Consider the following 24,968-nt stretch of genomic DNA (forward strand, 5'->3'; position numbering starts at 1 on the left):
CCTCGACAACCGAGGGGACATACAACAGATGCGAGCGCAGCCTGCTACGTCTGAGGTGCGCAGGCCCGCAGCGCAACTTGTAGCATACGGGGGCGGCCGGGCAGGGTCAATGCGCGAAGCCGCACACCCGGGGCGGATCGCCGCATAACCGGCACAAAAGCCGTCCACCGAGGCCACGCGTGCCGCATGGCGCCCCTTCGGTGACACCACCGGGACGGGCTGGACGGAAGAGTACGACGAGGGAGCCCATCATCCAAGAGCCCGTGATGTCCCAGACCACGCCCGACAGCGCGGCGGCGGAACCCGAGGGACCCGAGGAAACCGAGGAGCCCGAGGCGACCCGGCGCGCCGCCGGGGTCGCGGAGAGCGCCCGCGCGAACCGGGGCTGGTGGGACCGCAACGCCGACGAGTACCAGGTCGAGCACGGCTCGTTCCTCGGCGACGACCGCTTCGTGTGGTGTCCCGAGGGCCTCGACGAGGTGGAGGCCGAGCTGCTCGGCCCCGCGGAGGAGCTGGCGGGCAAGGAGGTCCTGGAGATCGGCGCGGGCGCGGCGCAGTGCTCGCGCTGGCTCGCCGCGCAGGGCGCGCGTCCGGTCGCCCTCGACCTCTCCCACCGCCAGCTCCAGCACGCCCTGCGGATCGGTGGGACGTTCCCGCTGGTGTGCGCCGACGCCGCCGCGCTGCCCTTCGCGGACGCCTCCTTCGACCTGGCCTGCTCGGCGTACGGCGCGCTGCCGTTCGTCGCCGACCCGGTGCTGGTGCTGCGCGAGGTGCGGCGGGTGCTGCGGCCGGGCGGCCGGTTCGTGTTCTCGGTGACCCACCCGATCCGCTGGGCGTTCCCGGACGAGCCCGGCCCCGAGGGCCTGTCCGTCTCCGCGTCCTACTTCGACCGCACGCCCTACGTCGAGCAGGACGAGGCGGGCCGCGCGGTGTACGTCGAGCACCACCGGACGCTCGGCGACCGCGTGCGGGACGTCGTGGCGGCGGGCCTGCGGCTGGTGGACCTGGTGGAGCCGGAGTGGCCCGCGTGGAACACCTCCGAGTGGGGCGGCTGGTCCCCGCTGCGCGGGCGGCTGATCCCCGGCACGGCGATCTTCGTGTGCGTACGAGACTGAGTGCGTGATCCGCTACGACGCCCTGGACGCCCTTCCCGTACGGGCCACCCTGCCCGCCCTGACCGAGGCCCTGGACGGCCCCGGCACCGCCGTGCTCGTCGCGCCGCCCGGCACCGGCAAGACGACGCTGGTGCCGCTGGCGCTGGCCGGGCTGCTGGACGGCGGGCAGCCGCCCAGGCGGGTCGTCGTGGCCGAGCCGCGGCGGATCGCGGCGCGGGCGGCGGCCCGGCGGATGGCGTGGCTGCTCGGCGAGGAGGTCGGCGGGAACGTCGGCTACACGGTGCGCGGCGAGCGGGTCGTCGGGCGGCACGCGCGCGTGGAGGTCGTCACGACGGGTGTGCTGCTCCAGCGCGTGCAGCGGGACCAGGAGCTGGCCGGGGTCGACGTGGTGGTGCTCGACGAGTGCCACGAACGGCATCTGGACGCCGATACGGCGGCGGCCTTCCTGTGGGACGTACGGCAGACGCTCCGCCCTGAGCTGCGGCTGGTGGCGGCGTCGGCCACCACCGACGCGGAGGGCTGGGCGCGGCTGCTGGGCGACGCCCCGGTGGTCGAGGCGGCGGGGGTCTCTCATCCGGTGGAGGTGGTGTGGGCGCCGCCCGCGCGTGCGGTACGGCCACCGCACGGGATGCGGGTCGACCCGGCGCTGCTGGCGCATGTGGCGTCGGTGGTGCGGCGGGCGCTGGCCGAGCGGCCGGGGGACGTGCTGTGCTTCCTGCCGGGCGTGGGCGAGATCGCGCGGGTGGCCGGGCAGCTCGGTGGCCTGGGGGACGTGGAGGTGCTCCAGGTGCACGGGCGGGCACCGGCCGCCGTGCAGGACGCGGTGCTGGCGCCGGGGGCGCGGCGCCGGGTGGTGCTGGCGACGGCGGTGGCGGAGTCGTCGCTGACCGTTCCCGGGGTGCGGGTGGTCGTCGACTCGGGGCTCGCGCGGGAGCCGCGCGTGGACCACGCGCGCGGGCTGAGCGCGTTGACGACGGTACGGGCCTCGCAGGCGGCGGGGCGGCAGCGGGCCGGGCGGGCGGGCCGGGAGGCCCCAGGAGCGGTGTACCGGTGCTGGGCGGAGGCCGAGGACGGGCGCCTGCCGCGTTTTCCCGCGCCGGAGATCAAAGTGGCCGACCTGACGGCGTTCGCGCTTCAGGCGGCCTGCTGGGGCGATCCTGAGGCCACTGGGCTGGCGCTGCTGGACCCGCCGCCGGGCGGGGCGATGGCGGCGGCGCGGGCGGCGCTGACGGCGGTGGGCGCCGTCGACGCCGCGGGGCGGGCCACGGAGCGCGGCGCGCGGCTGGCCCGGCTCGGGCTGCATCCCCGGCTGGGGCGGGCGCTGCTGGACGCGGCGCCGCTGGTGGGCGCCGACCTGGCCGCGGAGGTGGTGGCGCTGCTGAGCGAGGAGCCGCCGCGCGAGTACGGCGACGATCTCGCCGCCGCGCTGCGGACCGCCCGGCGCGGGGGCGACGCCTACGCGGGGCGGTGGCGGGCGGAGGTCCGGCGGTTGCGGGCCGCCGCCGCGGGGGTGTCGGCCGCGGGTGAGTCCCGGGCGTCCACCGGAACGGGCTCCGGCGATCGCCGTCCCGCCGCCTCGCCACGGGATCGTCTCTCCAGCGCGTTCGGCGGCGGGGAGGACGCCGCCGTCGGGGTCGTCGTCGCGCTCGCCTTCCCGGAGCGGGTGGGCAGGGCGGACGGTGGGTCGTACGTCATGGTGTCCGGGACCCGGGCCGAGGTGCGGGACGGGTCCGCCGTGGGGGGAGCGCCGTGGCTGGCGGTCGCCGTGGCCGACCGGCCGGTGGGCAGGGGGCACGCACGCGTGCAGCTCGCCGCCGTGGTGGACGAGGAGGTCGCCCGGTACGCGGCCGGGGCCCTGCTGGAGGAGCGGGAGGAGGTCCACTGGGCGGACGGCGATGTCGTCGCCCGGCGGGTGGAGCGGCTCGGGGCGGTGGAGCTGGCGGTACGACCGCTGCGGGACGCCGACCCCCACCTCGTACGCGAGGCGCTGCTCGAAGGGCTGCGGGCGGACGGGTTCGGGCTGTTGCGGTGGTCGCCGGAGGCCCGGGGGCTGCGGGAGCGGCTGACGTTCCTGCGGCTGCGGCTCGGCGAGCCGTGGCCCGACGTGTCCGACGACGCGCTGCACGCGCGCGTGGCGGAGTGGCTGGAGCCGGAGCTGAGCCGGGCCCGGCGGCGGGCGGACCTCGCGCGGATCGACGCCGGGCAGGGGCTGGCGCGGTTGCTGCCCTGGGCCACGGGGGAGGCGGCGCGGCTCGACGAACTCGCCCCCGAGCGGATCACCGTACCGAGTGGGTCCAGAATTCGGATTGACTACTCCGATCCGGAACGGCCGGTGCTCGCCGTGAAGTTGCAGGAGATGTTCGGGCTCCAGCAGTCGCCCGTGCTGGCCGGGGTGCCGGTGCTCGTGCACCTGTTGTCGCCCGCCGGGCGCCCGGCCGCGGTCACGGCGGACCTCGCGTCCTTCTGGCGGGACGGCTACCAGGGCGTACGGGCGGAGCTGCGCGGCCGGTACCCGAAGCACCCGTGGCCGGAGGACCCCGCCAGCGCGGAGCCGACCCGGCACACCAACGCGCGGCTCAGGCGGTGACGGTCTGCGGTTCCGAGGCCGGGTGGGGTGCCTAGCTGACGCACCGTCAGGTTTACGGCATACCGTGGCAACGGACGGACGAGATGAGAACAGCTCGCGCGGACGCCGAAGGGCGCCCGTCCGCGGTGGCGGAGGGGCGCCCTGTGCGGGTGCTGGCGTCGTTACGCGGTCGGTGAGGCCGAGGGGCTGGCCGACTCGCTGGTGGTCTCGCTCGGCGTCGGGGTCGGCTCGGGAACCGTCACCGTGAGTTCCAGGGTGAGCGCCGCGCCGCCGGTGGTGGTGACCCGCAGCAGATAGGTGCCCGCGGTGTCGTCCGCGTACAGCTTCGGCAGCGTCAGCAGTCCCTCGGCGTCGGTCTTCAGACCGGTGAGGGTGCGTACGGCGTTGCCGTCGGCGTCCTTGAAGTAGGGGCCCTTGTCGTTGGCCGTGGGGTCGTCCGCCGACTTGATCAGGGTCGCGGTGGCCGCCACCCCGTCCGCGACGGCGCCCTTGTACGCCGCCTTCACCTGGACCTGCTCGGCGAACTCGCCGCCCGTGACGCAGCTCAGCGCGGCCTCACCGACGCGGGTGAGGGTGTCGGCGGCGCGCGCGGTGACGGTGGCGGTGTAGTCGAGCCCGGGCAGGGAGCGGCCGACGACGGCGGCGCGGACCGTGAAGTCGCCCGTCTTCTCGCCCGCTTGCAGGGCGGGGGCGACGGCGACACCGGCGCTGCTGGTGACGACCGTGGCGACGGTCTCGCCGGTGGAGAAGGTGGCGTCGGTGGAGCCGATGATCGTGAAGCGGACGCGGACCTTGCCGACGGCGGTGCCGTCCTTGGTCTCCGCGCGGGTGTTGATCCGCTCGCTGAAGGCGTCGCCCGCCATGGCGGTGAGTTTGGCGGTGCCCGCGTCCTCCAGGTGGTGCACGGTGTCGGTGGGCGTCGGCGGGGTCGCCGGTGGCGTGGTCCCGGGCGGCGTCGGCGACGGAGTGGGGCTGCTGCCGCCAGAAGAGGGCGGGGTCGGCTTCGGGGACGCGCTGCCCCGGTCCCGCGGGGAGGGCGGCGGGGTGGGCGTGGGGCTGGCCCCGGCCGGGTCGTCGCTGCGGTTGCCGGGGAGCGCGCCGGTGCCGTCGGGGACCTCGTGGGTGCCCTTGCGGTAGTACTCCAGCCACGACAGGACCGTGTTCAGGTAGTCGGTGGAGTTGTTGTAGCTGAGGATCGCGCTGTTGAGGTCGGACTGGTCCGAGAGGTCCCAGCCGAACCGGCACAGGTAGTGCCCGGCGGCGAGCGCGGCGTCGTAGACGTTGTTGGGGTCCTTGACCCCGTCGCCGTTGCCGTCGCGGCCCGCCCACTCCCAGGTGGACGGGATGAACTGCATCGGGCCGACCGCGCGGTCGAAGGAGCTGTCGCCGTCGTACAGGCCGCCGTCGGTGTCGCTGATGTTGGCGAAACCGTTGCCGTTGAGCTGCGGCCCGAGGATGGGGCTGAGGGTGGTGCCGTCCGTGGAGACGTTACCTCCACGGGCGTGCCCTGACTCCACCTTGCCGATGGCGGCGAGCAGCTCCCAGGGTATGTTGCAGCCCGGCTTGGCGCCGCGCAGCTTCGCGGCGGCCTTCTTGTAGGCGTCGAGGACGGTCGCCGGGATGCCCGCCTCCGTCTCGCCGGTGGCGGGCGGCGTGGTGCCGGTGCTCGGCGACGGGGTGGGGCTGTTCAGCGGCGGCAGGTCCGTGTAGTAGGGCGAGTTGCCGGTGGCGCTGTCCTGCCCGTACTCGTCCGGTGAGGGCTGCGCGCCGGTGGTGGACTGTCTGCCGTCCGCGTCGGTGGTCACTCCGGGAGCCTGGGACGCGGACAGCGCCGCGACCGCGGCGGCGGCGACAGCGGTGGTCGCCGCTCCCTTGCGCAGCCTCCTGCCGAATTGCGGCCCCATACGGTGAACCCCTCCCCTGGACGTCCGAGCGTCCGTTCGTCGTCTGTGTGCTCGCCCAGTAGCTCTTGTCGACCCAGGTGACCCTACGACAACTTCTCTCGCGCGGGGAGCGGTTCACGTCCGGTTTTCACCGGTTGGCCACATCCCGTTGGGACGCGCGGGGCGCGGCGTTCCCGGGCCGGGGTGGCGGGGCGGGTGGGACGCCGGGCGTGGGCCCCGCGCGCGTGCGCGGGGCCCGTGCCGTCAGACCCGTCCGGGCAGACGGTCAGTGGGCCGCCGACTCCCAGTCCGGGCCGACGCCCACCGAGACGTCGAGCGGGGCGCGCAGTTGGACCGCGGCGGCCATCTCGCGGCGGACGAGTTCCTCCGCCGCATCGCGCTCGCCGGGCGCGATCTCCAGGACGATCTCGTCGTGCACCTGGAGCAGCATCCGCGACCTCAGCCCCGCCTCACGCAGCGCGAGGTCGACGTTGAGCATGGCGATCTTGACGATGTCCGCGGCGGTGCCCTGGATGGGCGCGTTCAGCGCCATCCGCTCGGCCGCCTCGCGGCGCTGGCGGTTGTCGCTGTTGAGGTCGGGCAGGTAGCGGCGGCGCCCGAACAGGGTCGCCGTGTAGCCCGTCGCCCGCGCCTCGTCGACCGCCCGGCGCAGGTAGTCCCGCACCCCGCCGAACCGCTCGAAGTAGGCGTCCATCAGGGCACGGGCCTCGGCCGCCTCGATGTTCAGTTGCTGCGACAGACCGAAGGCCGACAGGCCGTACGCCAGCCCGTACGACATCGCCTTGATCTTGCGGCGCATCTCCGCGTCGACCGCGGTGGGCGGCACGGAGAACACCTGCGCGGCGGCGGTGGTGTGCAGGTCCTCGCCGGAGGTGAACGCCTCGATGAGGCCCGCGTCCTCGGAGAGGTGGGCCATCACCCGCAGTTCGATCTGGCTGTAGTCGGCGGTCATCAGCGACTCGAAGCCCTCGCCGACGACGAAGCCCCGGCGGATCGCGCGGCCCTCGTCCGTACGGACCGGGATGTTCTGCAGGTTCGGGTCGGTGGACGACAGGCGGCCCGTGGCGGCGACGGTCTGGTTGAACGTGGTGTGGATACGGCCGTCCGCCGCGATGGTCTTGATGAGGCCCTCGACGGTGACGCGCAGCTTCGCCTGCTCACGGTGGCGGAGCATGATCACCGGCAGTTCGTTGTCGGTCTGGGTGGCGAGCCAGGCCAGCGCGTCGGCGTCGGTGGTGTAGCCGGTCTTCGTCTTCTTGGTCTTCGGCAGCGCCAGCTCCCCGAAGAGGACCTCCTGGAGCTGCTTGGGCGAGCCGAGGTTGAACTCGTGCCCGGCCGCCGCGTGAGCCTCCTTCACCGCCTGCTGGACGGCGCCCGCGAACATCTGCTCCATGGCCTCCAGATGCGTACGGTCGGCGGCGATGCCGTGCCGCTCCATCCGGGCCAGCAGGGCGGACGTCGGCAGCTCCACGTCGCGCAGCAGGTCCGCGGCGCCGACCTCCTCCAGGCGGCCCTCGAAGACCCCGCCGAGGTCGAGGATCGCGCGGGCCTGCACCATCAGCGCCTCCGCCTCGGCGCCGTCGTCCGTGCCGAAGGCGAGCTGGCCGTCGGCCGCGGCGGCCGGGCCCAGCTCGCGGTGCAGGTACTCCAGGGAGAGCGCGTCCAGGTCGAAGGAGCGGCGGCCCGGCTTGACCAGGTAGGCGGCGAGCGCGGTGTCCATGGTGACGCCCTCGACCGACCAGCCGTGCTCGGCGAAGACCCGCATGGCGCCCTTGGCGTTGTGGAAGACCTTCGGCCGGTCGGCGTCGGCCAGCCAGGCCGCCCACGCACGCTCGTCGGCCTCGTCCAGTTGGGCCGGGTCGAACCAGACGGCGGCGCCGTCCGCGGTGGCCAGCGCCACCTCGGCCACGGAGCCGCTGCCCAGCGCCCAGCTATCGACGGTGGCGACCCCGAGGGGCTCCGCGCCGCGCTCGGTCAGCCAGGGGGCCAGCTCGCCGGTCGTGAGGACCTTGCCGTCCAGCTCGATGCCGTCCGCGGCGACCGGCGTCGTCTCCGCCTCCTCGGCGCCGGGGTCGACGGCGAAGAGCCGCTCGCGCAGGGACGGGTTCCTGATCTCCAGGGTGTCCAGCACCATGGCGACCGCCTTGCGGTCGTACGGCGCGCGGGTCAGCTCGGTCACGCCGCGGTCCAGCTCCACCTGCCGCTCCAGCTCGGTGAGCCTGCGGTTGAGCTTGACGGACTCCAGGTGGTCGCGCAGGTTCTGCCCGGCCTTGCCCTTGACCTCCTCGGCGCGCTCCACCAGCTCCGCGAACGAACCGAACTGGTTGATCCACTTCGCGGCGGTCTTCTCCCCGACGCCGGGGATGCCGGGCAGGTTGTCGGAGGGGTCGCCGCGCAGGGCGGCGAAGTCGGGGTACTGCGCGGGCGTCAGGCCGTACTTCTCCTGGACCTTCTCCGGGGTGAAGCGGGTCAGCTCGGAGACGCCCTTCGTCGGGTACAGCACGGTCGTGTGCTCGCTGACGAGCTGGAACGAGTCCCGGTCGCCGGTGACGATCAGCACCTCGAAACCGGCCGCCTCGGCCTGGGTGGCGAGGGTGGCGATCACGTCGTCCGCCTCGAAGCCCTCCACCGCGAAGCGCTCGGCGTGCATCGCGTCGAGCAGCTCGCAGATCAGCTCGACCTGGCCCTTGAACTCGTCGGGGGTCTTGGAGCGGTTCGCCTTGTACTCGGTGAACTCCTCCGAGCGCCACGTCTTGCGGGAGACGTCGAAGGCCACCGCGAAGTGCGTGGGCGCCTCGTCACGCAGGGTGTTGGCGAGCATCGACGCGAAGCCGTAGATCGCGTTCGTCGGCTGGCCCGTCGCGGTCGTGAAGTTCTCCGCGGGCAGCGCGAAGAACGCGCGGTACGCCAGCGAGTGCCCGTCCATGAGCATCAGCCGCGGACGCTCACCGCCGGAGGTGTTGTCGGTCTTCTTCGATGCTGTCTCTGCCACGTCCCCGATCCTGCCACGGCCCACTGACAGTCGGGCCCACCCGCACACCAGCGCTCCCGACGCGGCGGCTGGACGCACGCTGTGCCCCGTCCGGCGTCGGACGCCGTACGCCCGCCTCGCACCCACCCGGCGTCGGACGCCGTACGCACGCTGTGCCCCCGCCCGGCGTCCGACGAACCCGGTCCCGGTGTCAGTGGGCCGTGCGAGGATCGGAGACGCAGCTCACAGATGCAGCGCGCACGCAGTCACACGCCGTACCCGCGGCGCACACCGCCACGCAGTCGAAGGAGAAGGGTGCCGATGGCCACGAAGCCGCCCCAGGGTGATCCGGTCCAGGACGCGCCCAAGGTCAGCGAGCCCCGGCACACGGTGGCCGGGCTGACCGCCATCGGGCAGAGCCTGCGCGTCGCCCAGCAGCAGATGGGCGTCAGGCGCACGGCGCTCACCCTGCTCAGGGTCAACCAGAAGGAGGGCTTCGACTGCCCCGGCTGCGCCTGGCCGGAGGGCGACCACCGGCACACGTTCGAGTTCTGTGAGAACGGCGCGAAGGCGGTCGCCGAGGAGGCCACCGTACGCCGGGTCACCCCGGAGTTCTTCGCCGCGCACCCCGTCGCCGACCTCGCCACCCGCAGCGGCTACTGGCTCGGCCAGCAGGGCAGGCTGACCCACCCCATGTACCTCCCCGAAGGGGCGGACCGCTACGAGCCGGTGACCTGGGAGCGCGCCTTCGACATCATCGCGGAGGAGATCACCGCCCTCGACTCCCCCGACGAGGCCGTCTTCTACACCTCGGGCCGCACCAGCAACGAGGCGGCGTTCCTCTACCAGCTCTTCGCCCGCGAACTGGGCACCAACAACCTGCCGGACTGCTCCAACATGTGCCACGAGTCGTCGGGCTCGGCGCTCACGGAGACCATCGGCATCGGCAAGGGCAGCGTCCTGCTGGACGACCTCCACCAGGCGGACCTGATCATCGTCGCCGGGCAGAACCCCGGCACGAACCACCCCCGGATGCTCTCCGCGCTGGAGAGGGCCAAGGCGAACGGCGCGAAGATCATCAGCGTCAACCCGCTGCCCGAGGCGGCCTGGAGCGCTTCAAGAACCCGCAGACCGCCAAGGGCCTCACCACCGGCGTCACCCTCACCGACCTCTTCCTCCAGATCCGCATCGGCGGCGACCAGGCCCTCTTCCGCCTCCTCAACAAGCTGATCCTGGACACCCCGGGCGCCGTCGACGAGGACTTCGTCCGCGAGCACACCCACGGCTACGAGGAGTTCGCCGAGGCCGCCCGCGCCGCCGACTGGGCCGCCACCCTCACCGCGACCGGGCTGACCGAGGACGACGTCCGCCGCGCCCTGGACCTCGTCCTCGCCTCCCAGCGGACCATCGTCTGCTGGGCCATGGGCCTCACCCAGCACAAGCACTCGGTGCCCACCATCCGCGAGGTCGTCAACTTCCTGCTGCTGCGCGGCAACATCGGCCGCCCCGGCGCGGGCGTCTGCCCCGTGCGCGGCCACTCCAACGTGCAGGGCGACCGCACCATGGGCATCTTCGAACGCCCCGCGCCCGCCTTCCTCGACGCCCTGGAGAAGGAGTTCGGCTTCGCGCCCCCGCGCGAGCACGGCCTTGACGTCGTCCGCGCGATCCGCGCCCTGCGCGACGGCGAGGCCAAGGTCTTCTTCGCCATGGGCGGCAACTTCGTGGCCGCCTCCCCCGACACCGACGTCACCGAGGCCGCCATGCGGCGCGCCCGGCTGACCGTGCACGTCTCCACCAAGCTCAACCGCAGCCACGCCGTCACCGGCGCGCGCGCCCTGATCCTGCCCACCCTCGGCCGCACCGAGCGCGACCTCCAGGGCGGCGGCGAGCAGTTCGTCACCGTCGAGGACTCCATGGGCATGGTGCACGCCTCCCACGGCCGACTGGAACCGGCCAGCCCGCACCTGCTGTCGGAACCGGCGATCGTGTGCCGGATGGCCCGCCGGGTGCTCGGCGCGGCCAGCGTCGTCCCGTGGGAGGAGTTCGAGAAGGACTACGCGACGATCCGGGACCGCATCGCGCGCGTGGTGCCCGGCTTCGACGACTTCAACGCGCGCGTGGCCCGCCCCGGCGGCTTCGTCCTGCCGCACGCCCCCCGCGACGAGCGCCGCTTCCCCACCGCCACCGGCAAGGCCAACTTCACCGCCGCCCCCGTGGAGTACCCCGAACTGCCCGAGGGGCGGCTGCTGTTGCAGACGCTGCGCTCGCACGACCAGTACAACACCACGATCTACGGCCTCGACGACCGCTACCGCGGCATCACCGGCGGACGCCGGGTGGTGCTGGTCAACCCGGAGGACGCCCGCGCGCTGGGCGTCGCGGACGGGTCGTACGTCGACCTGGTGAGCGAGTGGCGCGACGGCGTCGAGCGGCGGGCGCCCGGCTTCCGGGTGGTGCACTACCCGACCGCGCGGGGCTGCGCCGCCGCCTACTACCCCGAGACGAACGTCCTGGTGCCACTGGACTCCACCGCGGACACCAGCAACACCCCGGCCAGCAAGTCCGTCGTGGTCCGTCTGGAACAATCGGCCACCGACTGAGCGTTTGCTCAGCCGAGACCGACCCGTCCCGAGCCTGAGAGACCCACGAACGGAGCGCGGCCCCATGGGCGAGCAGCAGCACGTGAAGTTCCCGCAGGACGTCATCGACGAGTACGCCGCGCTCGGCGTCGACCTCCAGGCCCTGTTCTCCGCGGGCCACCTCGGCACCCGCATGGGCGTGCAGATCCTGGAGGCGTCGGCGGACCGCGTCGTCGGCACCATGCCGGTCGAGGGCAACACCCAGCCGTACGGCCTGCTGCACGGCGGCGCCTCCGCGGTGCTCGCCGAGACCCTCGGGTCGATCGGCTCCATGCTGCACGGCGGCACCTCGAAGCTCGCCGTCGGCGTCGACCTGAACTGCACCCACCACCGCGGCGCCCGCTCGGGCCTGGTGACCGGCGTGGCCACGCCCCTGCACCGGGGGCGCTCCACGGCGACGTACGAGATCGTCATCACCGACGAGGAGGGCCGCCGGGTGTGCAGCGCCCGGCTCACCTGCATGTTGCGCGACGTCAGCCGCGGCGACGCGGAGCGCTTCAGCGGTGGCACCCCGGCCTGAGCCCCGGCCCGCAGCAGCGGACGGCACCCCCTCCCCTGGCCCAACTCCCCCCGTACGCCGTAGCGTCGGGGCATGGCAAGGGGAGGGGTCTTCCGCGCGGGGGCGGCGCTGTCGCTGGCCCTGCTGGCCGCCGGGTGCGCGGACACCGGCACGGACACCGGCACGGACGCGGGTACGGCGGCACCGGCCACCGCGACTTCCGGAGCCGCGCGGGCGCCGTCCCCCACGCCCCCCGAGGACCTGTGCGCCCGCCTCGTCACCCACTGGGCCCGTGAGGTCCTGGACACCGGCACCTACGGCGACTACCAGTCGATGGGCCTGTCGAACGGGCAGTACGAGATCCTCCGGGAGGTCGTCGACGCCGCGCGGGCGGAGCGCGGGCGCCACGGCGGCGCCGCCGCCGACGAGTTGATCAGGCGCCGGGCGCGCGAGGGCTGCGTGGACTGGTACCGCACCGGCGGACCCAGCGGCGGGCCCTGGCAGTGAGCGGCGTCGGACCGGTCGAACCGGGCGAGGACACCTACGTACGGGAGCCCCTCCCGACGACGGGGAGCGCGCCGCCGCACGGGCGCCTGGCCGGGCTGCGGCGGCGCTACCACCGGCACCACCGCGCCGTCCTGGCCGCCGCGACGGCCACCGCCGTCCTCGCGGGCGGCGGCTACCTCTACGCGACCCGGCCGCACCCGGCCGACCCCGCACCGGCGCTCCCCCGCCCCGTCCCGCGCGACACCGCCGCCCCGTACCCGTCGCAGGCCGTGGACGTCGTCTACCTCAACGACGCGCCCGCACGGGGCGCCGACTTCCGCTTCGACGTGCTGCTGAGCGTGCTGTCCGGCCCGCCCGTGACCGTGACCCGGGTCGACCAGCCGTACGCCGGGCTCACCGTGGCCTCGACCCCGCCCGCCCCTTTTCGGACAGCCGCTGGCACCTCCCGCAAGATCGTTATCACCATGCGGGTCACGGAATGCGAAAAAGTACCGGGTAACGCAGGACTGCCTTTCCTGGACGTAACTCTACGTAATACGCGTGCAATACAAACGCACAGTTTCATCCTGGGATCACGCTACGCACAGCATCTCTCGGAGGCCCTACAGGTAGCCTGCAGCAACAGTCCGCGGTAATCACCAAAACCCCCGAGACTCCTGAAATACCCTGGCGAGGCCTGGGAGTTCTCACTATGCGGACAGGGCGAACCGGCCCGAATTTCGCGGTTCCACCCACTCAGTACCGCTCTGCATTACGTCGTGTCATAACAAGAGCGTCACAGCCTTGGCCAGATACTCCTCCACGTTCCCCTCACACGCTTAGAGTCACGGCCAGTCACCGCGCCGTCGGAATGTCACTTCGGCCCAGCGCTCGACTCGGCCGCTTCCAGGGGGAAGGGCCGCGCCAGGGAAAGGACTGATCGTGCGTCAACGTTCGCTCATCGCCATCACCGCCGCGCTGGCGGCGGGAGCTCTCACCCTCACCGCCTGCGGCTCGCGCGACGACGACGGCGGCTCGGACTCCGGCAGCGGCGGCACCAAGGTCATCATCGGCGTCGACGCCCCGCTGACCGGCGACCTCTCCGCACTGGGTCTCGGCATCAAGAACTCCGTGGACCTCGCGGCCAAGACGGCCAACAAGGAGAAGTACGTCGAAGGGGTCACCTTCGAGATACAGGCGCTCGACGACCAGGCCCAGCCCGCCTCCGGCCAGCAGAACGCCACCAAGCTGGTCGCCAACGACGACGTCCTCGGTGTCGTCGGCCCGCTGAACTCCTCCGTCGCCGAGTCCATGCAGAAGGTCTTCGACGACGCGAAGCTCGTCCAGGTCTCGCCCGCCAACACCAACCCCGCCCTGACCCAGGGCCAGGACTGGCAGACCAACAAGGTCCGCACGTACAAGTCGTACTTCCGCACCGCGACCACGGACGCCATCCAGGGCCCGTTCGCCGCGCAGTACGTCTTCAACGACGCCAAGAAGAAGAAGGTCTTCGTCATCGACGACAAGAAGACCTACGGCGCTGGCCTCGCCGCCACCTTCTCCGACGAGTTCGAGAAGCTCGGCGGCAAGATCGTCGGCACCGAGCACATCGACCCCGAGACGAAGGACTTCTCCTCCGTCGCCACCAAGGTCAAGAGCTCCGGCGCGGACGTCGTCTACTACGGCGGCGAGTACCCGCAGGCCGGTCCGCTCAGCAAGCAGATCAAGGCCGCCGGCGCCAAGATCCCGCTCGTCGGCGGTGACGGCATCTACAGCGCCGACTTCATCAAGCTCGCCGGCGCCAGCGGCACCGGCGACCTCGCCACCTCCGTCGGCGCCCCCGTCGAGGAGCTGCCCTCCGCCAAGGAGTTCGTCGCCAACTACGAGGCCGCGGGCTACAAGGAGGCCTACGAGGCGTACGGCGGCTACTCCTACGACTCGGCGTGGGCGATCATCGAGGCCGTCAAGGCCGTCGTCGACGAGAACGACGGCAAGCTGCCCGACGACGCCCGCGAGAAGATCACCGCCGCCATGCAGAACGTCTCGTTCGACGGCGTGACCGGCAAGGTCTCCTTCGACGAGTTCGGTGACGCCACCAACAAGCAGCTCACCGTCTACTCCGTCGAGGGCGGCGAGTGGAAGTCGGCCAAGTCCGGCACCTTCGAGGGCTGAGCCCAGCCGCACCCAACCCCTGAGCCGCGCGGGGCGCTGCACCACTGGCGCCCCGCGCGGACTCACATCCGGTCACCTTCCGTCGAATCATCGACACGTCTCGGAGGACATGCGGTGAACGAACTGCCGCAGCAGCTGGTCAACGGCCTGCTCCTGGGATCCATGTACGGGCTGGTCGCCATCGGCTACACGATGGTCTATGGCATCGTCCAGCTCATCAACTTCGCCCACGGCGAGATCTTCATGGTGGGCGGCTTCGGCGCGCTCACCGTCTACCTCTATGTACTGCCCGACGGCACGTCCATGTGGGTAGCGCTCCCCCTCATGCTCATCGGAGCCGTCATCGTCTCCGTCCTCGTCGCCGTAGGAGCGGAACGGTTCGCCTACCGCCCCCTGCGAGGCGCGCCACGCCTCGCCCCCCTCATCACCGCCATCGGCCTCTCCCTCGCCCTCCAGCAGGCGGTGTGGGCCTGGTACCCCGACGCCCGGTCCGCCATCACCTTCCCGCACATCGAGGGCGGGCCCTTCGAGATCGGCAGCGTCACCATCCAGACCGGCGACATCTTCCTCATCATCGCCGCCCCCATCAGCATGGCGATCCTCGCCTACTTCGTGATGAAGACCCGCACCGGCCGCGGAATGCAGGCCACCGCGCAGGACCCCGACACCGCGAAGCTGATGGGCATCAACACCGACCGCATCATCGTGGTCGCCTTCGCGCTCGGCGCCGTCTTCGCCGCCGTCGGATCGGTCGCCTACGGCCTCAAGTACGGCGAGGTCCAGTTCCGCATGGGCTTCATCCTCGGCCTCAAGGCGTTCACCGCCGCCGTCCTCGGCGGCATCGGCAACATCTACGGCGCCATGCTCGGCGGTCTCGTCCTCGGCGTCGCCGAGTCGCTCTCCACCGCCTACATCTCCGACATCCCTGGCATGGACCAGTTCGGCAGCCAGTCCTGGGCCAACGTCTGGGCCTTCGTACTCCTCATCCTCGTGCTCCTCCTGCGGCCCCAGGGCCTGCTCGGCGAGCGCGTCGCGGACAGGGCGTGAGACCGATGACGACACAGACCACCGCACCACAGACCCCGCAGACGACCGACACCGGCAAGCACGCCGGACTCATCGGCATCCCCGCACACCTCGGCCGCGCCCTCGCCACCGCGGGCGGCGCCCTCACCATCGTCTCCACCTTCCTCGCCTGGACCTGGACCGACGAGTTCCCCGGCGACCTCACCGTCTACGGCTACCCCGGCGGCCTCCAGGTCCTCGTCCTCATCGGCGGCATCCTCACCACCCTCCTCGCCCTCGCCTCCTACGGCGTCCGGGGACTGGGCTGGCTCACCCCCGCGGGCGCCGACAGCGCCCTCAAACTCGCCGCGCTCGGCACCTTCGGCACCGCCTGGTACACCGTCATCGCCATCAGCTCCGAACTCGGCGGTGTCGTCAACCTCGAACCCGGCGGCTACGTCGTCGCCGTGGGCACCCTCGCCGCCGTCCTCGGCTCCCTGGCCCTGCCGTTCACCTGGCCGGACCCCGACCCCATCGACCCCGAGGACACCCCGCAGGAACAACTGCGCCACCAGCTGCGCACCACCGGCGAGATCCTCAAGGCGTCCATCGCCACCGGCACCACGCCGCCCGCGCGCAAGCTGCCCGCCTACGCCGAGATCCTCATCATCGTCGCGGCCCTCGCCGTCGGCCTCACCGTCTTCACCTACGGCATCGGCACCGAGTACGACGAACTCTTCGTCGGCTTCCTCATCACCGCGGGCTTCGGCTTCGCCGCCGTCGCCAAGGCCGGACTCGTGAGCCGCGTCTCCGCCGTCACCGCCAAGCACCGCAACGTGACGATGATCGGCGCGTTCGTCGCGGCCGCCGCCTTCCCCTTCACCCAGTCCGACGACCAGTACGCCACCATCGGCGTCTACATCCTCATCTTCGCCACCGTCGCCCTGGGCCTGAACATCGTCGTCGGCCTCGCCGGACTCCTCGACCTCGGCTACGTCGCCTTCCTCGGCGTCGGCGCCTACACCGCCGCCATGGTCTCCGGGTCCCCCAGCTCCCCCTTCGACGTCCACCTGCCGTTCTGGGCCTCCGCGCTCCTCGGCGCCGCCGTCGCCATGGTCTTCGGCGTCATCATCGGCGCGCCCACCCTGCGGCTGCGCGGCGACTACCTCGCCATCGTCACCCTCGGCTTCGGAGAGATCTTCCGCATCACCGTCCTCAACATGGACGGCACCTCCGGACCCGACATCACCAACGGCTCCAACGGCATCAGCTCGATCCCCAACCTCAACATCCTGGGCTTCGACTTCGGCGCCGAACACAGCATCGCGGGCTTCACCATCGCCCGCTTCGCCAACTACTTCCTGCTGATGCTGCTCATCACCCTCGTCGTGGTGGTCGTCTTCCGACGCAGCAGCGACAGCCGCATCGGCCGCGCCTGGGTCGCCATCCGCGAGGACGAGACCGCCGCCGAGGCCATGGGCATCAACGGCTTCCGCGTCAAGCTCATCGCCTTCGCCCTCGGCGCCGCCCTCGCCGGACTCGCCGGAACGGTCCAGGCCCACGTCACCTACACCGTGACGCCCGAGCAGTACCAGTTCGCCCACGTCGTCCCGCCGAACTCGGCGTTCCTGCTCGCCGCGGTCGTCCTCGGCGGCATGGGCACCATCAGCGGCCCCCTCGTCGGCGCCGCCCTGCTCTACCTCATCCCCGCCAAGCTCCAGTTCCTCGGCGACTACCAGCTCTTCGCCTTCGGCCTCGCACTCGTCCTGCTGATGCGCTTCAGGCCCGAGGGCCTCATCCCCAACCGGCGCCGCCAGCTCGAATTCCACGAAGAGGCCGAGCCGCCCACAGTCCTCAGCAAGGCAGGGGCCTGACCACCATGACCACCGACACCACCACCCAGAACGCCCCGGGCACCACCACCCCCGGCACCCCCGTCCTCGACGCACGCGGCGTGACCATGCGCTTCGGCGGCCTCACCGCCGTACGCGGGGTCAACCTCACCGTCGGCAGCGGCGAGATCGTCGGACTCATCGGACCCAACGGCGCGGGCAAGACGACGTTCTTCAACTGCCTCACCGGCCTCTACATCCCCACCGAGGGCGAGGTCCGCTACAAGGGCGACATCCTGCCGCCCAAGTCCTTCAAGGTCACCGCCGCCGGCATCGCGCGCACCTTCCAGAACATCCGGCTCTTCGCCAACATGACCGTCCTGGAGAACGTCCTCGTCGGCCGCCACACCCGCACCAAGGAGGGCCTCTGGTCCGCCCTCCTGCGCGGCCCCGGCTTCCACAAGGCCGAAGCCGCCTCCCGCGAACGCGCCATGGAACTCCTGGAGTTCGTCGGCCTCGCCGAGAAGTCCGAACACCTCGCCCGCAACCTGCCCTACGGCGAACAGCGCAAGCTGGAGATCGCCCGCGCGCTCGCCAGCGAACCCGGGCTGCTCCTGCTCGACGAACCCACCGCGGGCATGAACCCCCAGGAGACCCGCGCCACCGAGGAACTCGTCTTCGCCATCCGCGACAAGGGCATCGCCGTCCTCGTCATCGAGCACGACATGCGGTTCATCTTCAACCTCTGCGACCGCGTCGCCGTCCTCGTCCAGGGCGAGAAGCTCGTCGAAGGCGACCCCGCCACCGTCCAGGGCGACGAACGCGTCATCGCCGCCTACCTCGGCGAACCCTTCGAGAACGCCCCCGGAGACGAAGAAGCCGCCGAGGTCGAGGCCGCCGAAGCACACGCCGAGGCCAAGACGGACGCCGCGCCCGGCAAGGAGAACGACCGATGACCGCACTCCTCGAAGTCGAAGACCTCCGGGTCGCCTACGGCAAGATCGAAGCCGTCAAGGGCATCTCCTTCAGCGTCGAAGAAGGCCAGGTCGTCACCCTCATCGGCACCAACGGCGCCGGGAAGACCACCACGCTGCGCACCCTCTCCGGGCTGCTCAAGCCGGTCGGCGGCCAGATCCGCTTCAACGGCAAGTCGCTGAAGAAGGTCCCCGCCCACCAGATCGTCTCCCTCGGGCTCGCCCACAGCCCCGAGGGGCGGCACATCTTCCCCCGCATGACGATCGAGGACAACCTCCGCCTCGGCGCCTTCCTCCGCAACGACAAGCCCGGCATCGAGAAGGACATCCAGCGCGCCTACGACCTCTTCCCCATCCTCGGGGAGCGCAGGAAGCAGGCCGCGGGCACCCTCTCCGGCGGCGAGCAGCAGATGCTCGCGATGGGCCGCGCCCTGATGTCCCGGCCCAAGCTGCTCATGCTCGACGAGCCCTCCATGGGGCTCTCCCCGATCATGATGCAGAAGATCATGGCGACGATCGCGGAGCTGAAGTCCCAGGGCACGACCATCCTGCTCGTCGAGCAGAACGCCCAGGCCGCGCTCTCCCTCGCCGACCAGGGCCACGTCATGGAGATCGGCAAGGTCGTCCTCTCCGGCACCGGCCAGGACCTCCTGCACGACGAGTCGGTCCGCAAGGCGTACCTGGGCGAGGACTAGGCACGTCCCTACGACGCGGAGGCCCGCGTTCCCTGACAGGGGAACGCGGGCCTCGGTGCTGCCTGACGGAATGACCGGGTCAGTCCTTCGCGGCCTTCTTCTCCGCCGCGTCCTGGATGACGGCCTCCGCCACCTGCTGCATCGACATCCGCCGGTCCATCGACGTCTTCTGGATCCACCGGAACGCGGCGGGCTCCGTCAGCCCGTACTCCGTCTGGAGGATCGACTTCGCCCGGTCCACCAGCTTCCGCGTCTCCAGCCGCTGGCTGAGGTCGGCGACCTCCTTCTCCAGCTCCTTCAGCTGCGTGTACCGCGAGACGGCCATCTCGATCGCCGGTACGACGTCACTCTTGCTGAACGGCTTCACGAGGTACGCCATCGCACCCGCGTCCCGCGCCCGCTCGACGAGGTCACGCTGCGAGAACGCGGTCAGCATCAGCACCGGGGCGATGGACTCCTCGGTGATCTTCTCGGCGGCGGAGATGCCGTCCAGCTTCGGCATCTTCACATCGAGGATCACCAGGTCGGGACGGTGCTCGCGGGCCAGCTCGATGGCCTCCTCACCGTCACCGGCCTCGCCGACGACGGAGTACCCCTCTTCTTCGAGCATCTCTTTGAGATCGAGCCGAATCAGCGCCTCGTCCTCGGCGATGACGACCCGGGTCGTCATCGGAGGCACGTGCGACTTGTCGTCATCGGGCACGTCTACGGGCTGGGGCGACTCGGGGGCGGTCACGGGGGCGCTCCTTGTTCCTGGGCAGGCTGGTACTGCTGCCAAGAGCCTACCTAGCTGAAGTCCTCAACGGTTACCGGGTACACTCCCAACAGCGCTGTTGCCGGGTTGGCGGAACAGGCAGACGCTGATGTCTCAAACACATCTGTCCGAGAGGACGTGCGGGTTCGAGTCCCGCACCCGGCACCTCTGAAGCGGAGGATCACGTTCGCGTGATCCTCCGCTTTCTGCTGCTTGGCGTCACTCTTCGTGACGCAGAGTGGTGTCATGGAACAGCACAGCCCTTCGATCCGCGCACACGCTGTCGCACTCATGCGCCAGGGCGTCCCCAACCGCATCGTCGCCGAGCGCTTGGGCATCCCACGCGGGACCGTGGGCTGGTGGCGCAGCGAGGACCGCAGGGCTCGTGGCGAGAGGTACGAGCAGCCCACCGACTGCCCGCGGTGCACCGGCCGCAGCTTCGATCGTGCCGCCTACGCATACCTGCTCGGCCTCTACCTCGGCGACGGCCACATCGTCTCGAAGCGCCAACAGCACCATCTGTCCATCTACTGCAACGCGGCACAGACCGGCCTGGTCGCGGCAGCCGAACAGGCGATGCGCCAGGTCATGCCGCTGCCCAGCGTCAGCCAGCGCCCCAAACCGGGCTGCGTGGAGGTCAAGTCGTACACCAGGCACTGGACGTGCATGTTCCCCCAGCACGGCCCCGGCCTGAAACACGATCGGCCGATCGTGCTCGAACCCTGGCAGCAGGCCGTCGTCGACGCCCACCCCTGGGAGTTCGTACGCGGCCTCATCCACTCCGACGGCTGCCGCTTCACCAACTGGACGACCCGCGTGGTCGCCGGTGAGAGGAAACGGTATGAGTACCCCCGTTACTTCTTTACCAACAAGTCGGACGACATCAGGAAGCTGTACACCGACACCCTCGACACCCTCGGCATCGAGTGGACGCACTGCACCCGGGACGGGACCCCGTACAACATCTCCGTCGCCCGCAAAGCCTCCGTCGCCCTCATGGACGTCCACGTCGGGCCCAAGTACTGAGGCGTGGCTACTCCCTGTTCTCGCCCATGTGGTGGACGCGGACCATGTTCGTCGTGCCCGGCATTCCGGGTGGGGAGCCCGCGGTGATGACCACCGTGTCGCCCTCCGCGCAGCGGCCGTACTTGGTGAGGAGGTCGTCGACCTGGTCGACCATCGCGTCGGTGGAGTCGACGTGCGGTCCGATGAACGTCTCCACGCCCCAGGTGAGGCTCAGTTGGGAGCGGGTCGCCTGGTCCGGGGTGAAGGCGAGGAGCGGGATCGGGGAGCGGTAGCGGGAGAGGCGGCGGGCCGTGTCGCCGGACTGGGTGAAGGCGACGAGGAACCGCGCGCCGAGGAAGTCGCCCATCTCCGCCGCCGCGCGGGCGACCGCGCCGCCCTGGGTGCGGGGCTTGTTGCTCTCGGTGAGGGGCGGCAGCCCCTTCGCGAGGAGGTCCTCCTCCGCCGCTTCGACGATGCGGGCCATCGTGCGGACCGTCTCGACGGGGTACTTGCCGACGCTGGTCTCGCCGGAGAGCATCACCGCGTCGGTGCCGTCGATGACCGCGTTGGCGACGTCGCTTGCCTCGGCCCGGGTCGGACGGGAGTTGTCGATCATGGAGTCGAGCATCTGCGTGGCGACGATGACCGGTTTGGCGTTGCGCCGGGCCAGTTTGATGGCGCGCTTCTGGACGATCGGGACCTGTTCGAGGGGCATCTCGACGCCGAGGTCACCGCGGGCGACCATGATGCCGTCGAACGCGGCGACGATGTCGTCGAGGTGCTCCACGGCCTGCGGCTTCTCCACCTTGGCGATGACGGGGAGGCGGCGGCCCTCCTCGGCCATGATGCGGTGGACGTCCTCGGCGTCGCGCCCGGTGCGGACGAAGGACAGGGCGATGACGTCGAAGCCGGTGCGCAGCGCCCAGCGGAGGTCCGCTTCGTCCTTCTCGGAGAGCGCGGGGACGGAGACGGCGACGCCGGGCAGGTTGAGGCCCTTGTTGTCGGAGACCATGCCGCCTTCGACGACGGTGGTGTGGACGCGCGGGCCGTCGACGGAGGTGACTTCGAGGCAGACCTTGCCGTCGTCGACGAGGATGCGCTCACCGGGGGTGACGTCGGTGTGGAGGCCCTTGTAGGTCGTTCCGCAGGAGGTGCGGTCGCCCTGGGCGCCGTCCTCGACGGTGATGGTGAAGTGATCGCCGCGTTCAAGGAGTACGGGCCCCTCGGCGAAGCGGCCGAGGCGGATCTTCGGACCCTGAAGGTCGGCGAGGAGGCCGACGCTGCGGCCGGTTTCGTCGGCGGCCTTGCGCACGCGCTGGTAGCGCTCCTCGTGGTCGGCGTAGCTGCCGTGGCTGAGGTTGAATCGGGCGACGTCCATTCCGGCTTCGACCAGGGCTTTGATCTGGTCGTATGAGTCGGTGGCGGGCCCCAGGGTACAGACGATCTTTGCTCGGCGCATGATTCGACCCTAGGGCTTACCGATGGGTAAGGAATTGGTCCGGCATGACGACTCAACGACCTTTCAGTGAAGGGGTGTTGACAAGTGTTGAATTGTGCACCCGGTTGCTCTGATGAGCAATTGGGTGGTCGCGATGAGAAAGCGTCGCAGGCGGTGAGCGAATTCGGCTTCCTTTTCGGTGCAGTGCGGCTAGAGGGTGGGCGGCGCCATGGTGAAGCGGGCGATCACGGTGGCGTGGACGTGCTGGCGCTGGGGTTCTAGGTCGAGGGGCGGGGTGGGGATGTCCTCGGGGTCGCCGGAGTAGGCGATGGCGCGCATCTCGGCGGCGGCGGAGACGGGTCGGTGGCGGTCGGGTTGTTCGGCGCCGGTGTCGGCGAGTTCGAGGAGGGCGGTGAGGGTGGTGCCGAGGGCTTCGGCGTACTCGCGGGCGCGCTGGACGGCTTCGGTGACCGCCTGCTGGCGGGCTTGGCGGTGTGCGGGTGAGTCGGGGCGCAGGGCCCAGCGGAGGCCGATGACGCGGGTGAGGTCGAGGTCCGCTAGGCGGGTGGTGAGTTCCCCGAGGGCGGTGAAGTCGGTGAGTTCGGCGGTGATGTGGACGGTGCCGTGGTAGGTGCGGACGCGTTCGCCGTGGCCGCGTCTGGTGAGTTCGGGGGTGATGGAGAGGGTGCCGGTCTCGAGGCGTTCGACGGCGTCGCCGTAGGTCTTGACGAGGTCGAGGGCGGTGGCGTTGCGGCGGGTGAGGTCGTCGAGGGCGCTGCGGCGGTCCCGGCCGCGGGCGTGCACGGTGATGCCGACGCGGGCGAGTTCGGGGTCGACTTCGAGGTGTGCTTCGCCACAGACGGCGATGCGCGGGGCGTCGGGGGTGCCGTAGGGGTGGGCGGTGGGTGGGGTCATACGCCCCACTCTGTCAGGGGTGGAGTGGTTCGAGCCCTCGCGTGTATCGGGTTGGGTCACCAGATCGCAACGTCGTGGGCCTGTTGCCGTTGGTTGTGGGCGGGTCAGAATCTACGCGCGTTATCTACGCGCGTCGTAAGGACCTGGCACCAAGGAGTACGAGACATGCCGTTGAACCGCCGGAAGTTCCTGAAGAAGTCCGCTGTCACGGGGGCGGGGGTGGCGATCGCGGGCGCGGCGGCGGCTCCGGCGGCACAGGCGGCCCCGGAGAGGAAGCCCGCGAAGCGCTACTCGCTGACCGTGCTGGGCACGACCGACCTGCACGGCCGGGTCTTCAACTGGGACTACTTCAAGGACGCCGACTACGCCGACGCGGCGGGCAACACCCAGGGCCTGGCGCGGATCTCCACCCTGGTGAAGCAGCTCCGCGAGGAGCGCGGGCGGCGGAACACGCTGCTGATTGACGCGGGTGACACGATTCAGGGCACCCCGCTGACGTACTACTACGCGAAGGTCGACCCGATCACCGCCGAGGGCGGCCCGGTGCACCCGATGGCGCAGGCGATGAACGCGATCGGCTATGACGCGGTGGCGCTGGGCAACCACGAGTTCAACTACGGCATCGAGACGCTGCGCAAGTTCGAGGAGCAGTGCGACTTCCCGCTGCTGGGCGCCAACGCGGTGGACGCGAAGACGCTGAAGCCCGCCTTCCCGCCGTACTTCATGAAGACGTTCCGGGTGCCGGGCGCGAAGCCGGTGAAGGTGGCGGTGCTGGGGCTGACCAACCCGGGGATCGCGATCTGGGACAAGGCGTACGTGCAGGGCAAGCTGGCGTTCCCGGGTCTTGAGGAGCAGGCGGCGAAGTGGGTGCCGAAGCTGAAGTCGATGGGCGCCGACGTGGTCGTGGTGTCGGCGCACTCGGGCGCGTCGGGGACGTCGTCGTACGGTGACCAGTTGCCGTACGTGGAGAACGCCGCCGCGAACGTGGCCCGGCAGGTGCCGGACATCGACGCGATCCTGGTGGGTCACGCGCACGTCGAGGTTCCGGAGCTGAAGGTCACCAACGACAGGACCGGTCGGACGGTGGTGCTGTCGGAGCCGCTGGCGTACGCGCAGCGGTTGTCGGTGTTCGACATCGAGCTGGTCTTCAGCAAGGGCCGGTGGTCCGTGGAGTCGGTCGCGTCGAAGGTGCTCAACTCCAACACGGTCGCGGACGACCCGGAGATCACCAGGCTGCTGACGGACGAGCACGCGAAGGTCGTCGAGTACGTCAACCAGGTCGTCGGCACCGCGACGGAGACCCTGACGACGGTGGACGCCCGGTACAAGGACGCCCCGATCATCGACCTGATCACCCGGGTCCAGGAGGACGTGGTGCGGGCGGCGCTGGCCGGTACCGAGTACGCGGCGCTGCCGGTGATCGCGCAGGCGTCGCCGTTCTCGCGGACGTCGGAGATCCCGGCGGGCGAGGTGACGATCCGGGACCTGTCGAGCCTGTACGTGTACGACAACACGCTGGTCGCGAAGGTGATGACGGGGGCGCAGCTGCGGGCGTACCTGGAGTACTCGGCGGAGTACTTCGTGCAGACGGCGGCGGGTGACGCGGTGGACGTGGGCAAGCTGACGAACGCGGGTGGCCGTCCTGACTACAACTACGACTACGTGTCGGGGCTGTCGTACGACATCGACATCGCGCAGGCGCCGGGGTCGCGGATCAAGAACCTCACGTACAACGGCGCCGCGCTGGCCGACGGCGAGCGGTTCGTGCTGGCGGTGAACAACTACCGGGCGAACGGTGGTGGCGCGTTCCCGCACGTGGCGTCCGCGCAGGAGGTGTGGTCGGAGTCGACGGAGATCCGGACGCGGATCGCGGAGTGGGTGACCGCGAAGGGCGTGCTGGACCCGAAGGACTTCGCGTCGGTGGACTGGAAGCTGACGCGGAACGGTACGCCGGTGTTCTAGGCCCTTGCGGGACTC

At 71.0% G+C, this 24,968-nt stretch carries 17 protein-coding genes, 1 tRNA gene and 1 pseudogene; 14 read left to right on the plus strand and 5 right to left on the minus strand.

The features are described from left to right. The first annotated feature begins 266 nt into the window (after positions 1-266). Positions 267-1,115: a class I SAM-dependent methyltransferase gene (locus ACFQZ6_RS08695; RefSeq protein WP_381606331.1), complete on the plus strand. Its 849-nt coding sequence runs from the start codon at positions 267-269 to the stop codon at positions 1,113-1,115. A 4-nt stretch (positions 1,116-1,119) separates the two neighbouring features. Beyond that, the gene (gene hrpB / locus ACFQZ6_RS08700; RefSeq protein WP_381606333.1) at positions 1,120-3,702 is read left to right on the plus strand and encodes an ATP-dependent helicase HrpB; all 2,583 of its coding nucleotides are present in this window, start codon (positions 1,120-1,122) and stop codon (positions 3,700-3,702) included. Positions 3,703-3,863: 161 nt separating this feature from the next. Here hrpB and ACFQZ6_RS08705 read toward each other — a convergent pair whose 3' ends face one another. Then, positions 3,864-5,606 (minus strand): lytic transglycosylase domain-containing protein, encoded by a 1,743-nt coding sequence (locus ACFQZ6_RS08705; protein ID WP_381606335.1) that lies wholly within the window; start codon positions 5,604-5,606, stop codon positions 3,864-3,866. Positions 5,607-5,871: 265 nt separating this feature from the next. Then, on the minus strand, positions 5,872-8,598 hold the full coding sequence (gene polA, locus ACFQZ6_RS08710) for a DNA polymerase I (RefSeq protein WP_381606337.1): 2,727 nt from the start codon (positions 8,596-8,598) through the stop codon (positions 5,872-5,874). 300 nt (positions 8,599-8,898) lie between these two features. Here polA and ACFQZ6_RS08715 point away from each other — a divergent pair. From ACFQZ6_RS08715 to ACFQZ6_RS08755, 9 genes and pseudogenes are all read left to right on the plus strand, one after another. Further along, a pseudogene (locus ACFQZ6_RS08715) lies at positions 8,899-11,177 on the plus strand (FdhF/YdeP family oxidoreductase). Positions 11,178-11,241: 64 nt separating this feature from the next. Then, positions 11,242-11,736, plus strand: coding sequence for a PaaI family thioesterase (locus ACFQZ6_RS08720; RefSeq protein WP_381606339.1), 495 nt, complete (start codon positions 11,242-11,244; stop codon positions 11,734-11,736). A gap of 72 nt (positions 11,737-11,808) precedes the next feature. Next, positions 11,809-12,222: a hypothetical protein gene (locus ACFQZ6_RS08725; protein ID WP_381606341.1), complete on the plus strand. Its 414-nt coding sequence runs from the start codon at positions 11,809-11,811 to the stop codon at positions 12,220-12,222. Then, complete coding sequence (locus tag ACFQZ6_RS08730) at positions 12,219-12,857, plus strand: Tat pathway signal sequence domain protein (RefSeq protein WP_381606343.1); 639 nt, start codon at positions 12,219-12,221, stop codon at positions 12,855-12,857. The genes ACFQZ6_RS08725 and ACFQZ6_RS08730 overlap by 4 nt, the downstream gene beginning before the upstream one ends. 286 nt (positions 12,858-13,143) lie before the next feature. Continuing rightward, on the plus strand, positions 13,144-14,373 hold the full coding sequence (locus ACFQZ6_RS08735; RefSeq protein WP_381606345.1) for a branched-chain amino acid ABC transporter substrate-binding protein: 1,230 nt from the start codon (positions 13,144-13,146) through the stop codon (positions 14,371-14,373). A 114-nt stretch (positions 14,374-14,487) separates the two neighbouring features. Beyond that, on the plus strand, positions 14,488-15,420 hold the full coding sequence (locus ACFQZ6_RS08740; RefSeq protein ID WP_381606347.1) for a branched-chain amino acid ABC transporter permease: 933 nt from the start codon (positions 14,488-14,490) through the stop codon (positions 15,418-15,420). Between the two features lie 5 nt (positions 15,421-15,425). Beyond that, positions 15,426-17,252, plus strand: coding sequence for a branched-chain amino acid ABC transporter permease (locus ACFQZ6_RS08745; RefSeq protein WP_381606348.1), 1,827 nt, complete (start codon positions 15,426-15,428; stop codon positions 17,250-17,252). A 5-nt stretch (positions 17,253-17,257) separates the two neighbouring features. After that, positions 17,258-18,166, plus strand: coding sequence for an ABC transporter ATP-binding protein (locus tag ACFQZ6_RS08750; RefSeq protein ID WP_381606350.1), 909 nt, complete (start codon positions 17,258-17,260; stop codon positions 18,164-18,166). Next, complete coding sequence (locus tag ACFQZ6_RS08755; protein WP_381606352.1) at positions 18,163-18,879, plus strand: ABC transporter ATP-binding protein; 717 nt, start codon at positions 18,163-18,165, stop codon at positions 18,877-18,879. The genes ACFQZ6_RS08750 and ACFQZ6_RS08755 overlap by 4 nt, the downstream gene beginning before the upstream one ends. Positions 18,880-18,958: 79 nt before the next feature. Here ACFQZ6_RS08755 and ACFQZ6_RS08760 read toward each other — a convergent pair whose 3' ends face one another. Next, on the minus strand, positions 18,959-19,615 hold the full coding sequence (locus ACFQZ6_RS08760) for an ANTAR domain-containing response regulator (protein ID WP_381606354.1): 657 nt from the start codon (positions 19,613-19,615) through the stop codon (positions 18,959-18,961). Between the two features lie 99 nt (positions 19,616-19,714). Here ACFQZ6_RS08760 and ACFQZ6_RS08765 point away from each other — a divergent pair. Together ACFQZ6_RS08765 and ACFQZ6_RS08770 are read left to right on the plus strand one after the other, a co-directional pair. Beyond that, positions 19,715-19,798, plus strand: a tRNA-Leu gene (locus ACFQZ6_RS08765). Positions 19,799-19,879: 81 nt separating this feature from the next. Beyond that, positions 19,880-20,659, plus strand: a complete 780-nt coding sequence (locus ACFQZ6_RS08770) for a helix-turn-helix domain-containing protein (RefSeq protein WP_381606356.1) — start codon at positions 19,880-19,882, stop codon at positions 20,657-20,659. A 7-nt stretch (positions 20,660-20,666) separates the two neighbouring features. On the opposite strand, the gene pyk is transcribed toward ACFQZ6_RS08770, so the two are convergent. Beyond that, on the minus strand, positions 20,667-22,097 hold the full coding sequence (pyk, locus tag ACFQZ6_RS08775; RefSeq protein WP_381606358.1) for a pyruvate kinase: 1,431 nt from the start codon (positions 22,095-22,097) through the stop codon (positions 20,667-20,669). A 189-nt stretch (positions 22,098-22,286) separates the two neighbouring features. Further along, positions 22,287-22,991 (minus strand): SIMPL domain-containing protein, encoded by a 705-nt coding sequence (locus tag ACFQZ6_RS08780; RefSeq protein WP_381606360.1) that lies wholly within the window; start codon positions 22,989-22,991, stop codon positions 22,287-22,289. A 165-nt stretch (positions 22,992-23,156) separates the two neighbouring features. Here ACFQZ6_RS08780 and ACFQZ6_RS08785 point away from each other — a divergent pair, with 165 nt between their 5' ends. Further along, positions 23,157-24,953 carry a bifunctional metallophosphatase/5'-nucleotidase gene (locus ACFQZ6_RS08785; protein ID WP_381606362.1) on the plus strand — a complete coding sequence of 599 codons (1,797 nt, stop codon included), beginning with the start codon at positions 23,157-23,159 and terminating at the stop codon, positions 24,951-24,953. Positions 24,954-24,968 lie beyond the last annotated feature (15 nt).

This window comes from Streptomyces flavalbus, from assembly GCF_042674625.1.
GTDB lineage: Bacteria > Actinomycetota > Actinomycetes > Streptomycetales > Streptomycetaceae > Streptomyces > Streptomyces flavalbus.

What these genes read in the sequence shown, in the direction of transcription:
- ACFQZ6_RS08725 (WP_381606341.1), top strand. Translation starts at nt 11,809, where the DNA reads ATGGCAAGGGGAGGGGTCTTCCGCGCGGGGGCGGCGCTGTCGCTGGCC.
- ACFQZ6_RS08750 (WP_381606350.1), top strand. Translation starts at nt 17,258, where the DNA reads ATGACCACCGACACCACCACCCAGAACGCCCCGGGCACCACCACCCCC.
- ACFQZ6_RS08770 (WP_381606356.1), top strand. Translation starts at nt 19,880, where the DNA reads ATGGAACAGCACAGCCCTTCGATCCGCGCACACGCTGTCGCACTCATG.
- ACFQZ6_RS08695 (WP_381606331.1), top strand. Translation starts at nt 267, where the DNA reads ATGTCCCAGACCACGCCCGACAGCGCGGCGGCGGAACCCGAGGGACCC.
- ACFQZ6_RS08720 (WP_381606339.1), top strand. Translation starts at nt 11,242, where the DNA reads ATGGGCGAGCAGCAGCACGTGAAGTTCCCGCAGGACGTCATCGACGAG.
- ACFQZ6_RS08785 (WP_381606362.1), top strand. Translation starts at nt 23,157, where the DNA reads ATGCCGTTGAACCGCCGGAAGTTCCTGAAGAAGTCCGCTGTCACGGGG.
- pyk (WP_381606358.1), bottom strand. Translation starts at nt 22,097, where the DNA reads ATGCGCCGAGCAAAGATCGTCTGTACCCTGGGGCCCGCCACCGACTCA.
- ACFQZ6_RS08755 (WP_381606352.1), top strand. Translation starts at nt 18,163, where the DNA reads ATGACCGCACTCCTCGAAGTCGAAGACCTCCGGGTCGCCTACGGCAAG.
- ACFQZ6_RS08780 (WP_381606360.1), bottom strand. Translation starts at nt 22,991, where the DNA reads ATGACCCCACCCACCGCCCACCCCTACGGCACCCCCGACGCCCCGCGC.
- ACFQZ6_RS08705 (WP_381606335.1), bottom strand. Translation starts at nt 5,606, where the DNA reads ATGGGGCCGCAATTCGGCAGGAGGCTGCGCAAGGGAGCGGCGACCACC.
- ACFQZ6_RS08745 (WP_381606348.1), top strand. Translation starts at nt 15,426, where the DNA reads ATGACGACACAGACCACCGCACCACAGACCCCGCAGACGACCGACACC.